This is a genomic window from Ottowia sp., assembly GCF_035325765.1.
GTDB lineage: Bacteria > Pseudomonadota > Gammaproteobacteria > Burkholderiales > Burkholderiaceae_C > Ottowia.
The window spans coordinates 1-14405 of record NZ_DAOKZG010000061.1; the positions used below are offsets into that span (position 1 = coordinate 1).

Annotated in this window: 14 protein-coding genes; 4 read left to right on the forward strand and 10 right to left on the reverse strand. The window is 67.1% G+C overall.

Annotated features, from left to right (window positions below; genetic code table 11):
• Positions 1–55 precede the first annotated feature (55 nt).
• The 10 genes from PKA16_RS14310 to PKA16_RS14355 all read right to left on the reverse strand — a co-directional run bounded on the left by PKA16_RS14310 (position 56) and on the right by PKA16_RS14355 (position 11470).
• Complete coding sequence (locus PKA16_RS14310) at positions 56–919, reverse strand: FRG domain-containing protein (RefSeq protein WP_324404206.1); 864 nt, start codon at positions 917–919, stop codon at positions 56–58.
• Positions 920–1080: 161 nt separating this feature from the next.
• On the reverse strand, positions 1081–1725 hold the full coding sequence (gene leuD / locus PKA16_RS14315) for a 3-isopropylmalate dehydratase small subunit (RefSeq protein WP_324404207.1): 645 nt from the start codon (positions 1723–1725) through the stop codon (positions 1081–1083).
• 117 nt (positions 1726–1842) lie between these two features.
• The gene (locus tag PKA16_RS14320; RefSeq protein ID WP_324404208.1) at positions 1843–1962 is read right to left on the reverse strand and encodes an entericidin A/B family lipoprotein; all 120 of its coding nucleotides are present in this window, start codon (positions 1960–1962) and stop codon (positions 1843–1845) included.
• Between the two features lie 45 nt (positions 1963–2007).
• Complete coding sequence (gene leuC, locus PKA16_RS14325; protein ID WP_324404209.1) at positions 2008–3462, reverse strand: 3-isopropylmalate dehydratase large subunit; 1455 nt, start codon at positions 3460–3462, stop codon at positions 2008–2010.
• A 16-nt stretch (positions 3463–3478) separates the two neighbouring features.
• Complete coding sequence (locus PKA16_RS14330; protein ID WP_324404210.1) at positions 3479–4414, reverse strand: LysR family transcriptional regulator; 936 nt, start codon at positions 4412–4414, stop codon at positions 3479–3481.
• Between the two features lie 300 nt (positions 4415–4714).
• Positions 4715–6001: a polyamine aminopropyltransferase gene (speE, locus tag PKA16_RS14335; RefSeq protein WP_324404211.1), complete on the reverse strand. Its 1287-nt coding sequence runs from the start codon at positions 5999–6001 to the stop codon at positions 4715–4717.
• A 211-nt stretch (positions 6002–6212) separates the two neighbouring features.
• Positions 6213–8807 (reverse strand): bifunctional aconitate hydratase 2/2-methylisocitrate dehydratase, encoded by a 2595-nt coding sequence (gene acnB, locus PKA16_RS14340; RefSeq protein ID WP_324404212.1) that lies wholly within the window; start codon positions 8805–8807, stop codon positions 6213–6215.
• A gap of 79 nt (positions 8808–8886) precedes the next feature.
• Entirely contained in the window at positions 8887–9432 is a 546-nt protein-coding gene (locus PKA16_RS14345; protein ID WP_324404213.1) for a hypothetical protein, read from the reverse strand.
• Between the two features lie 57 nt (positions 9433–9489).
• Positions 9490–10464, reverse strand: a complete 975-nt coding sequence (locus tag PKA16_RS14350; RefSeq protein ID WP_324404214.1) for an aldolase/citrate lyase family protein — start codon at positions 10462–10464, stop codon at positions 9490–9492.
• A gap of 19 nt (positions 10465–10483) precedes the next feature.
• Positions 10484–11470, reverse strand: coding sequence for a malate dehydrogenase (locus tag PKA16_RS14355; protein ID WP_324404215.1), 987 nt, complete (start codon positions 11468–11470; stop codon positions 10484–10486).
• 193 nt (positions 11471–11663) lie between these two features.
• Between PKA16_RS14355 and PKA16_RS14360 the strand changes: the two genes are divergently transcribed.
• From PKA16_RS14360 to PKA16_RS14375, 4 genes are all read left to right on the forward strand, one after another.
• The gene (locus PKA16_RS14360) at positions 11664–12470 is read left to right on the forward strand and encodes a GntR family transcriptional regulator (protein ID WP_324404216.1); all 807 of its coding nucleotides are present in this window, start codon (positions 11664–11666) and stop codon (positions 12468–12470) included.
• Positions 12471–12709: 239 nt separating this feature from the next.
• On the forward strand, positions 12710–13141 hold the full coding sequence (gene sdhC / locus PKA16_RS14365) for a succinate dehydrogenase, cytochrome b556 subunit (protein ID WP_324404217.1): 432 nt from the start codon (positions 12710–12712) through the stop codon (positions 13139–13141).
• 24 nt (positions 13142–13165) lie between these two features.
• The gene (gene sdhD / locus PKA16_RS14370) at positions 13166–13531 is read left to right on the forward strand and encodes a succinate dehydrogenase, hydrophobic membrane anchor protein (protein ID WP_324404218.1); all 366 of its coding nucleotides are present in this window, start codon (positions 13166–13168) and stop codon (positions 13529–13531) included.
• A 50-nt stretch (positions 13532–13581) separates the two neighbouring features.
• On the forward strand, positions 13582–14405 hold an 824-nt coding region (locus PKA16_RS14375; RefSeq protein WP_324404219.1), incomplete at its 3' end, for an FAD-dependent oxidoreductase.

Sequence of the window (14405 nt, forward strand, 5' to 3'; positions counted from 1 at the left end):
CATGGTGCGACTGTCTCACGCAACAGGCGTGGTGTCTAGGTTATGCAGAGTTTCCTTAGATCACTTTTTTCTTGCGTGCATACTTGTTTTGGTAACGCGCAACGATTGCAGCAGCCTGTGATTCCAGCTCAGGAAACAACGACTGTTCTGATACGCCGAATGACAGGAGTTCACGCTTGAGCTTGTGCTTATTGGAGAAGATGATTCGTCGGTCGTCGGTTCCGCATACGAGCCAGCCGTCTGGCACCTTCGCTGGCTTCAACTTGCTTCCATCAGCTCCAAACAAGAGGAATGCCCCTTCTTGGCGTGCGATGCGTGCGTTGTCAAGTCGGGTGCGAACAGCCACGACACGCCGTAGGTCCGACGGTTCAATGATGTTTCTGAAGGCCGGCTTATCGTTCCGAATGTCATGTAGCAATCTCCCGACTTGAGGATCTTCATTGAATTTGTCTCTGTCCGCTGGCAAAGTGTAGACATTGAATGCTTTCGGACGACGGGCAATATTTGCCAAAATTGCAACAGTATCGCTGTCGTGAAATTTGATCTGATTGTCCGGAATATCTAGAACAATTACTTCACCTTCGGTTTTTTCTTTGTGCTTACAGGCGAAATATAGAGCGACTAGCGAATTGGCAGTGAGATCAAGCAGTCGGGTGGGCAATCCATAATGTTGAAGGCGAACGAGTGCCTCAATGAATGAAAGAGATGAGGGAAGGTCTGATGGGCAGCGAATTTTCGCTTCTTGAATTAGCGATTCTTCATTTTCTATCAGGTTGGGTTTCCGAAAAACGCTTGGCTCAAGTTTGTAATTTTTATAGTCGGAATGACCCCGAAAAAATCGTGTGCGTCCGCGCGCCAACGGAATGTCCGCAAGGGCCGTCGCATACTCTGCAATTGAAGTGACCCTTATGACCGGCATAGAGAATGGCCTAACTAGAATTAGACGACGAGAATGTTTTGGCGAGCGGTCGCATAACGTCGCCCGGTCACTTCGGTCGGGCCTTGAATTTTCATTTCGGGTCGTTCAGGCAAACCTGAATTTGCCCAGTCGAATGCGCCGTACCGCCGTCCGACCTGATCTCAAAACGTATGCGCCAGCCACGGCTTCTTCGCCAGTCGCTGCGTCTCGAAGCTCGCAATCGCGTCCTTGTGCTGCAGCGTCAGGCCAATGTCGTCCAGGCCGCCGAGCAGGCAGTGCTTGCGGAAGGGGTCGACGTCGAAGGGCAGTTCGGTGCCGTCGCCCTTGACGACGCGCTGGCGCTCCAGGTCGATGGTGAGCTGGTAGCCGGGGAAGGCGGCAACCTCGTGGAACAGCTGGTCCACGGCAGATTCGGGCAGGACGATGGGCAGCAGGCCGTTCTTGAAGCAGTTGTTGAAGAAGATGTCGGCGTAGCTGGGCGCGATCAGGGCGCGGAAGCCGTACTGCTGCAGGGCCCAGGGGGCGTGCTCACGGCTGGAGCCGCAGCCGAAGTTGTGGCGCGTGAGCAGGATCGAGGCACCCTGGTAGCGCGGCTGGTTGAGCACGAAGTCGGGGTTCGGCTTGCGCGTGGCCGGGTCCATGCCGGGCTCGCCGTGGTCCAGGTAGCGCCACTCGTCGAACAGGTTGGGGCCGAAGCCGGTCTTCTTGATCGACTTGAGGAACTGCTTGGGGATGATGGCGTCGGTGTCGACGTTGTCCCGGTCGAGCGGAGCGACCAAGCCCCGGTGCGTGGTGAATTTTTCCATGGTGCGGATCTGCGGCATGCGTGCCGACGGCCGACCTGGCGCGGGCGGCGCCAGATGCCGGTGTCGACACAGTGAACGGGCCGGGCAGGGCGGATGCCTGCCCGAAGCCGGGGGCGCTTACTTGGCGGCCTTCTCGACGGCGGAACCGGCCTTCTGGACGTCCTTGCCGACGCCCTGGACCGTGTTGCAACCGACCAGCGCAAAGGCGACGGCGATCAGGAAAACGACTTTCTTCATGACGATCTCCTCGGGAGGGTGGGGGAAAACACGGAGGCCGCTAGCTTACGCGAAACGGCGGATGTCGACGAAGTGGCCGTGCACGGCCGCGGCGGCTGCCATCGCGGGGCTGACGAGGTGGGTGCGGCCGCCCTGGCCCTGGCGGCCCTCGAAGTTGCGGTTGGACGTGGAGGCGCAGCGCTCGCCGGGTTCGAGCCGGTCGGCGTTAATGGCCAGGCACATGGAGCAGCCGGGCTCGCGCCATTCGAAGCCGGCGGCGATGAAGATCTGGTCGAGGCCCTCGGCCTCGGCCTGGCGCTTGACCAGGCCCGAGCCGGGCACGACCATGGCCAGCTTGACGTTGGGCGCGACCTTGCGCCCCAGGTGCCGGACCACGGCGGCGGCGGCGCGCAGGTCCTCGATGCGGCTGTTGGTGCAGCTGCCGATGAAGACCTTGTCGATGTGGATGTCGGTCATGGCCTTGCCGGGCTGCAGCGCCATGTAGGCCAGGGCGCGCTCCATGGCGTGGCGCTTGCCTTCGTCCTTCTCCTTCTCGGGGTCGGGCACGTGGCCGTCGATGCCGGTGACCATCTCGGGGTTGGTGCCCCAGCTCACCTGCGGCACGATCTCGCGCGCGTCGAGCTCGACGACGGTGTCGAAGCGGGCGCCCTCGTCCGAGTGCAGGGTGCGCCAGTAGGCCACGGCCTGATCCCATTCGGGGCCGCCGACGAACTTGCCGGTGGCGCGGTCGGTGCCGGGCGCCATCGGGCGGCCCTTGATGTATTCGATGGTCTTGTCGTCGACGGCGATCAGGCCGGCGCGCGCGCCGGCCTCGATGGTCATGTTGCACACCGTCATGCGGCCCTCCATCGACAGGTCGCGGATCGCCTCGCCGGCGAACTCGATGGTGTGGCCAGTGCCGCCGGCGGTGCCGATCCTGCCGATGATGGCGAGCACGATGTCCTTGGCCGTGATGCCCAGCGGCGCCTTGCCGTTCACGCGCACCAGCATGTTCTTCGATTTCTTGGCCAGCAGGGTCTGCGTGGCCAGCACGTGCTCGACCTCGCTGGTGCCGATGCCGTGCGCCAGCGCGCCGAAGGCGCCGTGGGTGCTGGTGTGGCTGTCGCCGCAGACCACGGTCATGCCGGGCAGGGTGGCGCCGTTCTCCGGGCCGATGACGTGCACGATGCCCTGGCGCTGGTTCAGGAACGGAAAGTAGGCGGCCGCGCCGCTGGCCTGGATGTTGGCGTCGAGCGTGACGATCTGCTCCTTGCTGATCGGGTCGGCGATGCCGTCGTAGCCGCGCTCCCAGCCGGTGGTGGGCGTGTTGTGGTCGGCCGTGGCGACCACGCTGCTGGTGCGCCAGACCTTGCGCCCGGCCTGGCGCAGGCCTTCGAAGGCCTGCGGGCTGGTGACCTCGTGCACCAGGTGGCGGTCGATGTAGAGGATGGACGTGCCATCGTCCTCGGTGTGGACGACGTGGTCGTCCCAGATCTTGTCGTACAGCGTGCGTGCGGTCATGGGCGGAAGCTTCTGGTCAGGGTTGGAATTCTAGTGTCGCGGGCGGCTTTTCGAGGTGTTCCAGCAGGGCGCGCGCGGTCGGCGGCAGGCTGGCGAAGTCGCGCGCCACCAGGTTGATGTGGCGCGTCGCCCAGTCGTCCAGCAAGCGGATCGCGTGCAAGGCGCTGCTGCCGCGCAGCAGTTCGAACGCGCGCAACGGCATCACGCCCACGCCCAGGCCGCTGGCGATCATGCGGCACATCGCGTCCAGGCCGGTGACGCGGATGCGCAGGCGCACCGCGCCGCCGGCGCGCGCGGCGGCCTGCTGCACGGCCAGCGAGATCGAGCTGCCCACGTGCAGGCCGACCTGGTCACAGTCCAGCGTCTCGGCGAAATGCAGTGAGGCGCGCCCAGCCAGCGCATGGCCGGCCGGCACCACCAGGGCCAGCCGGTCCTGGCGGTAGGGGCGCACCTGCAGATGGGTGGCCGCGGCGTCGATCGAGCCGATGCCGAGGTCGGCCGCGCCCTCGGCCACGGCCCGCGCTACCTCGGACGACAGGTGTTCTTCCAGATCCAGCTTGACCTGCGGATGCTGGCGCACGAAGCGGCCCAGGTCGTCCGGCAGGAATTGCACGATTGCCGACATGCTGGCGTGCACCCGGACGTGGCCGCGCACGCCGCTGGCGTACTCGGCCAGCTCGCGCTCCATTTTCTCGACGCCGTAGAGCACGCTGCGCGCGTGCAGCAGCAGGCTCTGGCCGGCCGGCGTCAGCTCCACCCCGCGCGCGCGCCGATACAGCAGCGGCGTGGCCAGGGCGTGCTCGAGTTCGGCCATGCGCTTGCTGGCCGCCGAGGCGGCAATGAACTCGCGTTCGGCCGCGCGCGCGATGCTGCCTTCCTCGGCGACGGCGACGAACAGGCGCAGCGAGACCAGGTCGATGCGACGTGCCAGGGCGTGGGATGGAGCGTGCAAGGCGCGAGAATGCTTGAGTCATCGCGATATGCGATGCAACGAAGCATTATCAGTCGAATGCGGCGTATTGACATCGCGAATGACGATGCCTGAATCGTGTGCGGGAATGCAGCCTGCCCACGGCACTGCCTCTGGGCGCTGCACCGGATCGATGCGGGTGGGTTGACTCCATGCGCGTGCCGCACGGCGCTTCCGCACGCTGGGCGCCCTGCGTGCGGACGGGAGCGCGTTCAGGCCGCGCTGGCAAGGGGCAATCGTGGCGTCCGAGCCGGGCTGCGCCACGGCGTGGCGCGTGGAATCTCAGTGCGCGGCGGCGACGTCGGCGGGCTCGGGCGTCGGCAGCAGGGCGCGATAGTAGTTCGGCAGGGCAAACAGGGCGCCGTGGATGTCGGCGTTGTAGTGCTGCAGGTTGCTGATGGCGCGGGCATCCAGGCGACGCTGCACCTCGGCGGCCGTCAGGTCCGGAGGGCGCAGCGAGTCGGAGGCCACCGCCAGGCCCCAGTAGGCGCCGTAGAGCGGGATGTACAGGCCGAGCGGGCTGACCTCGCGGAACTGCGCCTGCAGGTGGCCGAGCAGCCTGCGCACCTGCTCCGGGTGGAACACCGGGCTGCCCAGGTGCAGCACCAGCGCGCCGCCAGGTGCCAGCGCACGCTGCATGCGCGCCAGCGCCGCCGGTTCGTACAGCGCGCTGGCCGGCGTGTCCGGGTCGGTCAGATCCATCAGGATCAGGTCGAACTGGCCGGGCGAGCGGTCGACGTAGGCCATGCCGTCGCCGATCTCGACACGCACCCGCGGGTCGTCGAAGGCGCCGCGATGCACGGCCTTGAGCTGCTTGCGTGCCACCTCGATCACCTGGGCGTCGAGCTCGGCGATCACCAGCTCGCGCACGCTCGGGTGCTTGAGCAGTTCTTCCGCCGCGCCGCCGTCGCCGCCGCCGATGATCAGGCAGCGCGTCGGCGCCGGGTGCGCCATGGCGGCCGGATGCACCAGGGACTCGTGGTAGAAGAATTCCTCCTTCTCGGAGGTCATGAAGCGTCCGTCCAGGCGCAGCACGCGCCCGAACGGCGAGGTCTCCAGCACCTCGAGCGACTGGTAGGGCGTGGTCTGGCGCTCCAGCACCTTGCCGCGGTAGCTGAAGCTGGCGGACGGCGCCAGCTCCTCGACGATCCAGCCTTCCTCCTCGGGCGTCGGGGAGGCGGGCAGGGCATTGGCGCTGATGTCGCCGCGCACCAGTTCGTTGCGCACGATGCGCCCCGGCTTGTAGGCCTCGATGACGGTTTCCAGCAGCTGCTGGGCCTTGCCCGAGTTGTCGCCGGAGAAGTTGCAGACGTAGACGTCGAGCGTGACGTTGCCGGTCTCCGGCCAGGTGTGGATGGCCAGGTGCGATTCGGCCAGCAGCACCGCGCCCGTGACGCCGCCGGGCTGGCCCTGCCAGTCCGGAAACTTGACCCATTTGTCGTCGACCAGGGTGAGGCCCGAGGCCTCGGTGCGCGTTCGGCACAGTTGCGCAATCGCAACCGGGTCGATCATGAGTTCCGCGCCACCCTGGCACGCATACAAATCAGCAGTCAAGTGCAGCCCGTACACGTCGGTTACCTCCTTTGAACGTGGAAAAGACCAGCAATTGGTGGCCAGCCAAGACCATCAAAAAAAAGCGGCAAAGCTGATTATTATAACTTTTCGTATGAAGCAGCGCGCGCATCCCGGTGGCATGGCCGGCGTGCCCCGCGTGCGTTCTCCACGCAGGCAGGCCCGCGCGCGGCGGGCCTGGTTGCAGCGGTGAGTGCGGGGTCGAGGCTCAGACCGCCGCGCGTTCCGCGTTGGCCACGTATTCCTCGATCTGGTCGAAGTTCATGTAGCGGTAGACGCTGTCCTTGTCGGCCTCGATGATGCCCATTTCCTTGAGGTATTCCTCCGGCGTGGGCAGGTAGCCCAGGCGCGAGGCGATGGCCGCCAGCTCGGCCGAGCCCAGGAACACGTTGGTGTTGCGGCCCAGCCGGTTGGGGAAGTTGCGGGTCGAGGTGGAGATCACCGTCGCGCCCTCGCGCGCCTGCGCCTGGTTGCCCATGCACAGCGAGCAGCCGGGCATCTCGGTGCGCGCGCCAGCGGCGCCGAAGGCGGCGTAGTGGCCTTCCTTGATGAGCTCGCTCTCGTCCATCTTGGTTGGTGGCGCCACCCACAGGCGCGTCGGGATGTCGCGCTGGCCGCCCAGCAGCTTGGCCGCGGCGCGGAAGTGCCCGATGTTGGTCATGCACGAGCCGATGAAGGTCTCGTCGATCTTCGTGCCGGCGACCTCGGACAGGAACTTGGCGTCGTCCGGGTCGTTCGGGCAGCAGACGATGGGCTCCTTGATCTCGTCGAGGTCGATCTCGATCACGGCGGCGTATTCGGCGTCGGCGTCGGCCTGCAGCAGCTGCGGGTCGGCCAGCCAGGCCTCGACCTTCTCGATGCGGCGGCGCAGGGTGCGCGCGTCCTCGTAGCCGTCGGCGATCATGTTTTTCATCAGCACCACGTTGGACTGCAGGTACTCGATGATCGGCTCCTGGTTGAGCTTGATGGTGCAGCCGGCGGCGCTGCGCTCGGCCGAGGCGTCGGAGAGCTCGAACGCCTGTTCCACCTTGAGGTCGGGCAGGCCCTCGATCTCCAGGATCTTGCCGGAGAAGATGTTCTTCTTGCCGGCCTTCGCCACCGTGACCAGCCCAGCCTTGATGGCGTAGAGGGGGATCGCGTGCACCAGGTCGCGCAGGGTGACGCCCGGCTGCATCTTGCCCTTGAAGCGCACCAGTACCGACTCGGGCATGTCCAGCGGCATCGTGCCGGTGGCGGCGGCGAAGGCCACCAGACCGGAGCCGGCCGGGAACGAGATGCCGATCGGGAAGCGCGTGTGCGAGTCGCCGCCGGTGCCCACGGTGTCGGGCAGCAGCAGGCGGTTCAGCCAGGAGTGGATCACGCCGTCGCCCGGGCGCAGCGAGACGCCACCGCGGCTGCTGATGAAGGCCGGCAGCTCGCGGTGCGTCTTGACGTCCACGGGCTTGGGGTAGGCCGCGGTGTGGCAGAACGACTGCATCACCAGATCGGCCGAGAAGCCCAGGCAGGCCAGGTCCTTGAGTTCGTCGCGGGTCATCGGGCCGGTGGTGTCCTGGCTGCCGACGGTGGTCATCTTGGGCTCGCAGTAGGTGCCGGGGCGGATGCCCTGGCCCTCGGGCAGGCCGCAGGCGCGGCCCACCATCTTTTGCGCCAGGGTAAAGCCGGCGCTGGACTCGGCCGGCGCCTGCGGCAGGCGGAACACGGTGGAGACGGGCAGGCCCAGGGCCTCGCGCGCCTTGGCCGTGAGCGCGCGGCCGATGATCAGGTTGATGCGGCCGCCGGCGCGCACCTCGTCCAGCAGCACCTCGCTCTTGAGCGCGAAGTCGGCGATGTTCTGGCCGTTCTTCTCGATGCGGCCGTCGTAGGGGAAGATGTCGATCACGTCGCCCATCTCCATCTGCGAGACGTCGACCTCGATCGGCAGCGCGCCGGAATCCTCCTGCGTGTTGAAGAAGATCGGCGCGATCTTGCCGCCCAGGCAGACGCCGCCGAAGCGCTTGTTGGGCACGTACGGGATGTCCTCGCCGGTGGCCCAGATGACCGAGTTGGTGGCCGACTTGCGGCTCGAGCCGGTGCCGACGACGTCGCCGACGTAGGCCACGACGTGGCCCTTCTTCTTCAGGTCCTCGATGAACTGGATCGGGCCGCGCACGCCGTCCTGCTCGGGCTTGAAGGCAGCGTCTGGGCGCGCGTTCTTGAGCATGGCCAGGTAGTGCAGCGGGATGTCCGGACGCGTGGTGGCGTCGGGCGCGGGCGAGAGGTCGTCGGTGTTGGTCTCGCCCGGCACCTTGAACACGGTGGCCGTGATCTGGCGCGCGACCTCGGGCCGGCTGGTGAACCACTCGGCGTCGGCCCAGGACTGCAGCACCTCGGCCGCCCGGGTGCTGCCGGCCTTCGCCTTGGCGGCGACGTCGTTGAAGTAGTCGAACACCAGCAGGGTGTGCTTGAGCGCGTTGGCGGCGACCTCGGCCACCTCGGCGTCGTCCAGCAGCTCGATCAGCGGGTGCACGTTGTAGCCGCCGACCATGGTGCCCAGCAGCTCGGTGGCGCGGGCGCGCGAGATCAGGGCAACCTTGATGTCGCCGTGCGCGACGGCGGCCAGGAACGAGGCCTTGACCTGGGCCGCCTCGTCCACGCCCGGCGGCACCCGGTGCGTGAGCAGGTCGAGCAGGAAGGCCGGGTCCTCGCCGGCGGGCGGGTTCTTGATCAGCTCGATCAGGTCGGCCACCTGGCGCGCGTCCAGGGGCAGGGGCGGGATGCCCAGGGCGGCGCGCTCGGCCGCGTGAATTCGATAGGCTTTCAGCATTTTCTTCTCCAATCTGGCAAAACCTGGCCCGCACCACCCCTTGCGGCCAGGGCGGCGCCGGGCGCTGGCAAGGTGTGAATCAGTTCTTGACGTCGCCCAGCAGGTTGACTTGCGGCTGGGTCTTCATGCGCGCCGCAAATTCGCGCTGGGTCGGCGCGGCGCATTCGTCGGCCACGCGCTGGCCGATCTTCTGGTTCAGCAGCATCGACTTGTTGCCCAGCTGCAGCCACATCGCGCCGGCCCGGTTGTCTTCCATGCGAATGGCGCCGGTGCGGCTGGTCACCGGGTGCATGTAGTAGGCCTCCTTGCCGGCGCGCACGTGGAAGAAGCCCGGGTTCTTCTCGTCGGCGTCGATGGCGACGCTCGCGCCCAGCTCGCAGGGGATCTGGCCGGTGTGGATCTGTCCGGCCAGCGCCAGCTCCTGCTCGGTCAGGCGTTCGCTCGGCGTTTCCACCGGCGTCGCCGCCTCGACCGCCTTGGCCGCGGGCGCGTTCACCTTCTTCCTGGTCTTCACGACCTTTTTCGCCGGCGCCGGCTTGGCGGTCTTGCTGGCTTGCTGTGCGTGGACCGTCCCCAGCGGAACGAGCAGGGCGGCGACAAGGGCGACCAGGGTAGTGCGTGTCATGCGTCGATCACTTTCAAGCAAGGGAGGGTGAAAAGGGGAACTGTGCCAGAAACGGTTTCAGAACCATGGAGCGATTTCGGCCGGCAAGGTTCGGCCGGTGGCGTGCGCACGTTCCAGCACCTGCCAGAAGTGACGGTAACTGGCCCGGTCCTGCAGCGCGCCCTGGTGGCTGATGGGGGCCCAGTCGGCCCGCGCTGCCGCCAACAGGATGGCGGCGGCCTCCTCGACCTGCTGTGCATCCGGTGCCATGGCCGCCAGGATGGGCCGAATCTGCGCCGGGTGGATGCTCCACATGCGCGTGTAGCCCAGTTGCGTGGCGGCGCGGCGCGCGGCATCGCGCACCGCCGCTTCATCGCGGAACTCGGTCACCACGCTGTGCGACGGCACCTTGCCGTGGGCATGCGCGGCGGAGGCGATTTCCAGCTTGGCGCGCAGCACCAGCGGGTGCGTGAACTGGCCCTGCAGGCCCATGCCGCTGGCCGGAATGGCGCCGCCGTGCGCCGAGACGAAATCCATCAGGCCGAAGCTGAGCGACTGCACGCGCGGATGCGCTGCGATCGCGAACACGCGCGAAACCGCCAGCGGCGACTCGATCAGCACGTGCACCGGCAGGCCCTCGCCGCCGGCAGCGTCGATGGTGGCGACCGCCGTGTCGACATCGTCCACCGACTCAGTCTTCGGGAGCATCAGGTGGCACCAGCGCGCGCCCTGGGTGCCGACCAGGGTGGCGACGTCGTTCTCGAAGGCCGGGTGGTCCACCGGGTGCACGCGTGCCGCCACGCGCAGCGACGCCGGCACGCCGCACGCCAGTTCGGCCACCATGGCGGCATGCTCGGCCTCGCCGCCGACCGGCGCGCCGTCCTCGCAGTCGAGCGTGACGTCGACCACGCAGGTGCCGAACTCCTCGGCCAGCTCGGCCTGCAGCTGCAGGCTCTTGCGCATGCGGTCCTCGACGCCGCTGTAGTGATCGCACACCGGCAGCAGGCCGGCGGCGGCCTGGGCGCCCAGCAGGATGTCGCGAGGGTGGGCCATGCGGCGGCTCCGGCGTGTCTTACAGCAGGTGCTTGACGCCGTCGCGCTCGCCTTCGAGCTCGGCCAGTGTCTTGTCGATGCGCTCCTGGCTGAAGGCATCGATCGCCAGGCCCTCGACCACCTTGTACGTGCCGTTCTCGCAGGTGACCGGGAAGCCGAAGATGATGTCCTTGGGAATGCCGTACCAGCCCTGCGACGGCACGCCCATGGTGACCCACTCGCCGCCCGTGCCCAGCGCCCAGTCGCGCATGTGGCCGATCGCCGCATTGGCCGCGCTGGCGGCCGAGGAGAGGCCGCGCGCGTCGATGATGGCGGCGCCGCGCTTGCCGACCGTGGGCAGGAACACGTCGGCGTTCCAGGCCTGGTCGTTGATCATGTCCTTGACGCTGGCGCCATCGATGGTGGCGAAGCGGTAGTCGGCATACATGGTGGGCGAGTGGTTGCCCCAGACGCAGAGCTTCTTGATGCTGGCCACCGGCTTGCCGGTCTTGGCGGCGATCTGGCTGGCCGCGCGGTTGTGGTCCAGGCGCAGCATGGCGGTGAAGTTGCCGGCCGGCAGGTCGGGCGCCGACTTCATCGCGATGTAGGCGTTGGTGTTGGCCGGGTTGCCGACCACCAGCACCTTGACGTTGCGCGATGCCACCGCGTTCAGCGCCTTGCCCTGGGCGGTGAAGATCTGGGCGTTGGCGGCCAGCAGGTCGGCGCGCTCCATGCCCGGGCCGCGCGGGCGGGCGCCGACCAGCAGGGCATAGTCGGTGTCCTTGAAGGCAGTCATCGGGTCGCTGTGCGCCTCCATGCCGGCCAGCAGCGGGAAGGCGCAGTCTTCCAATTCCATCATCACGCCCTTCAGCGCCTTCTGCGCCCGCTCGTCCGGAATCTCCAGCAGTTGCAGGATCACCGGCTGGTCCTTGCCGAGCATTTCGCCCGCGGCGATGCGAAACAGCAGGGCGTAGCCGATGTGGCCGGCGGCGCCGGTGACGGCGACGCGAACGGGCTTCTTGCTCATGGATGGTTCTCCGGTCGGTTGGGGTGGAAGCGGGACGCGGCTCCGGCCGTGCGTGTGCATCGGCCGCGTGTCGCGGACAACTTTCAAGTGTATCCGCGAAAACCCTAGGTCGTCAATTTATCTTATGTCTTATATAAGATATGATTTTGACTTTTTTGGGACCGGATCCGTGCGCCCGGATCCGGCTTGCACCATGGTCTTCACCAGCCACCCGTCACCGCTGCCCGATCCCGATTCCCGCGACGCTCCGGCGCTGGCCGCGACGAGCACGGCCACGCCGTCGTTCAGCCCGCTCTACCAGCAGATCAAGGGCCTGATCCTGCAGGGATTGCAGCAGGGCGAATGGAAGCCGGGCGAGGTGATCCCCAGCGAAATGGAGCTGGCCGCGCGCTACAGGGTGAGCCAGGGCACGGTGCGCAAGGCGGTGGAGGAGCTGGCGGCCGAGCACCTGCTGGTGCGGCGCCAGGGGCGTGGCACCTTCGTGGCCACGCATGCGGCGCGCCAGGTGCAATACCGCTTCCTGCGCCTGCATCCGGACCAAGGCACGATCGACAGCGAAGGTCCGGCGCAGCGCGATTTCGTCGAGTGCCGGCGCCAGCGGGCGAGCGCCGACGTCGCGCGCGCGCTGGGCCTGCGCACCGGCGACGCGGTGCTGCAGGCGCGGCGCCTGCTGCGCTTTGGCGGGGTGCCGACGATCCTGGAGGACCTCTGGCTGCCCGGCGGGCCGTTCAAGGGACTCACGGCCGAGCGCCTGATGGACTACCACGGACCGATGTACGCCTTGTTCGAGTCGGAGTTCGGCGTGCGCATGGTGCGCGCCGACGAGCGCATCCGGGCCGTGCTGCCGGACGCGGCGCAGGCGGCGCTGCTGGACGTGACGGTGGCAACGCCGCTGCTGAGCGTCGAACGCATCGCCTACACCTACAACGACGTGCCCATGGAGCTGCGGCGCGGCCTCTACCGGACGGATTCCCACCATTACCGCAACGAGCTCAATTGAGCCACGTGCCCCGCCGAACGTGTCCGACCTGCCGCTCGCGCTGCCCCGGGCCGTCGCTGCCCCGCTGCACGCGGCCGCGCGCCGGCTCTGCCTGGCGCTTGCCAATCCGCCACGGGCTGTCATGATCGCTGTTGCAGGCGCAAGCTTTCGCTACTGCTTGTTGCATTGCAATAGAATTTGACGAGACGTTTGTCACGTCCAGCACGCCCGTCACCCAGTTCCCCCACGAGAATCGACCCATGAGCGAAGCCACCAAACCGCGGCCCGAGTTCCGCAACCTCAATGTCTTCCGCGACCTGACCACCTACCGGCTGCCGCTGGCGGGATGGACCTCGATCCTGCATCGGGTGAGCGGGGCGCTGATGTTCTTCCTGCTGCCCTTCATCATCTGGCTGTTCGACAAGTCGGTGTCCTCCGAAATCTCCTTCGGCCAGTTCAGCGCCGCCTTCAGCACCGGGCTCTGGATCTTCCCGGGCTGGTTCATCAAGCTGGTGGTGCTGGCGCTGATCTGGGCCTACCTGCTGCACATCCTGGCCGGCGTGCGCCACCTCATCCTGGACGTCACGCACCGCACCACCAAGCCCTTTGGCCGCCACACGGCCGTCGTGGTGCTGGGACTGAGCTCGCTGCTCACGCTGGTCCTGGGCGCCAAGCTGTTTGGCCTGTACTGAATTCAAGCAAAGAGGAGCGTAGAAATGGCTGTGACCTATGGCAACAAGCGCCTCGTGGTGGGCGCGCACTACGGCTGGAAGGACTTCCTGGTGCAGCGCATCAGCGCGGTGGTGATGGGGCTGTTTACGCTGCTGGTGCTGCTGCGCCTGCTGCTGATCCAGGGGCCGATCGACTACGAGGCCTGGGCCGCGGTGTTCTCCCCGCAATGGATGAAGGCGCTGACCTTCACCACCATCGTGGCGCTGATCTGGCACGCCTGGGTCGGCATGTGCAGCATCTGGTACGACTACGGCAAGCCCGCCGGCCTGCGCCTGCTGCTGCAGGCGGCCAGCGTGGTCTGGCTGATCAGTTGCGGCGGCTGGGCGATCGAGGTGCTGTGGCGCCTGTGAGGGCGACACGTCAGCGACCTCCCGACGGAAATCACGGAATCCAAGAGAACATGAGCTACACCAAAGACAAAATCGCCGTCCGCAAGTTCGACGTCGTGATCGTGGGCGCCGGCGGCTCCGGCATGAGCGCCTCGCTGCAGCTGGCGCGCGCCGGACTGAACGTGGCCGTGCTGTCCAAGGTCTTCCCGACGCGCTCGCACACGGTGGCGGCGCAGGGCGGCATCGCCGCCGCGCTCGGCAACATGAGCGAGGACAACTGGCACTACCACTTCTACGACACCGTCAAGGGCGGCGACTGGCTGGGCGACCAGGACGCGATCGAGTTCATGTGCCGCGAGGCGCCGCGCGCGGTCTACGAGCTCGAGCACTGGGGCATGCCGTTCGACCGCAACCCGGACGGCACCATCTACCAGCGCCCGTTCGGCGGCCACACCACGCACTACGGCGAAAAGCCGGTGCAGCGCGCCTGCGCGGCGGCCGACCGCACCGGCCACGCCATGCTGCACACGCTCTACCAGCAGAACGTCGCCTCGCACACCACCTTCTTCGTCGAGTGGATGGCGCTGGACCTGATCCGCGACGCCGAGGGCGACATCGTCGGCGTCACCGCCATCGAGATGGAGACCGGCGATCTCTACATCCTGCAGGCCAAGGCGGTGATGCTGGCGACCGGCGGCGCGGGGCGCATCTTCGCCGCCTCGACCAACGCCTACATCAACACCGGCGACGGCCTGGGCATGGCGGCGCGCGCCGGCATCCCGCTGCAGGACATGGAGTTCTGGCAGTTCCACCCGACCGGCGTCTACGGTGCCGGCGTGCTGCTGACCGAGGGCTGCCGCGGCGAGGGCGCGATCCTGATCAACAGCGAGGGCGA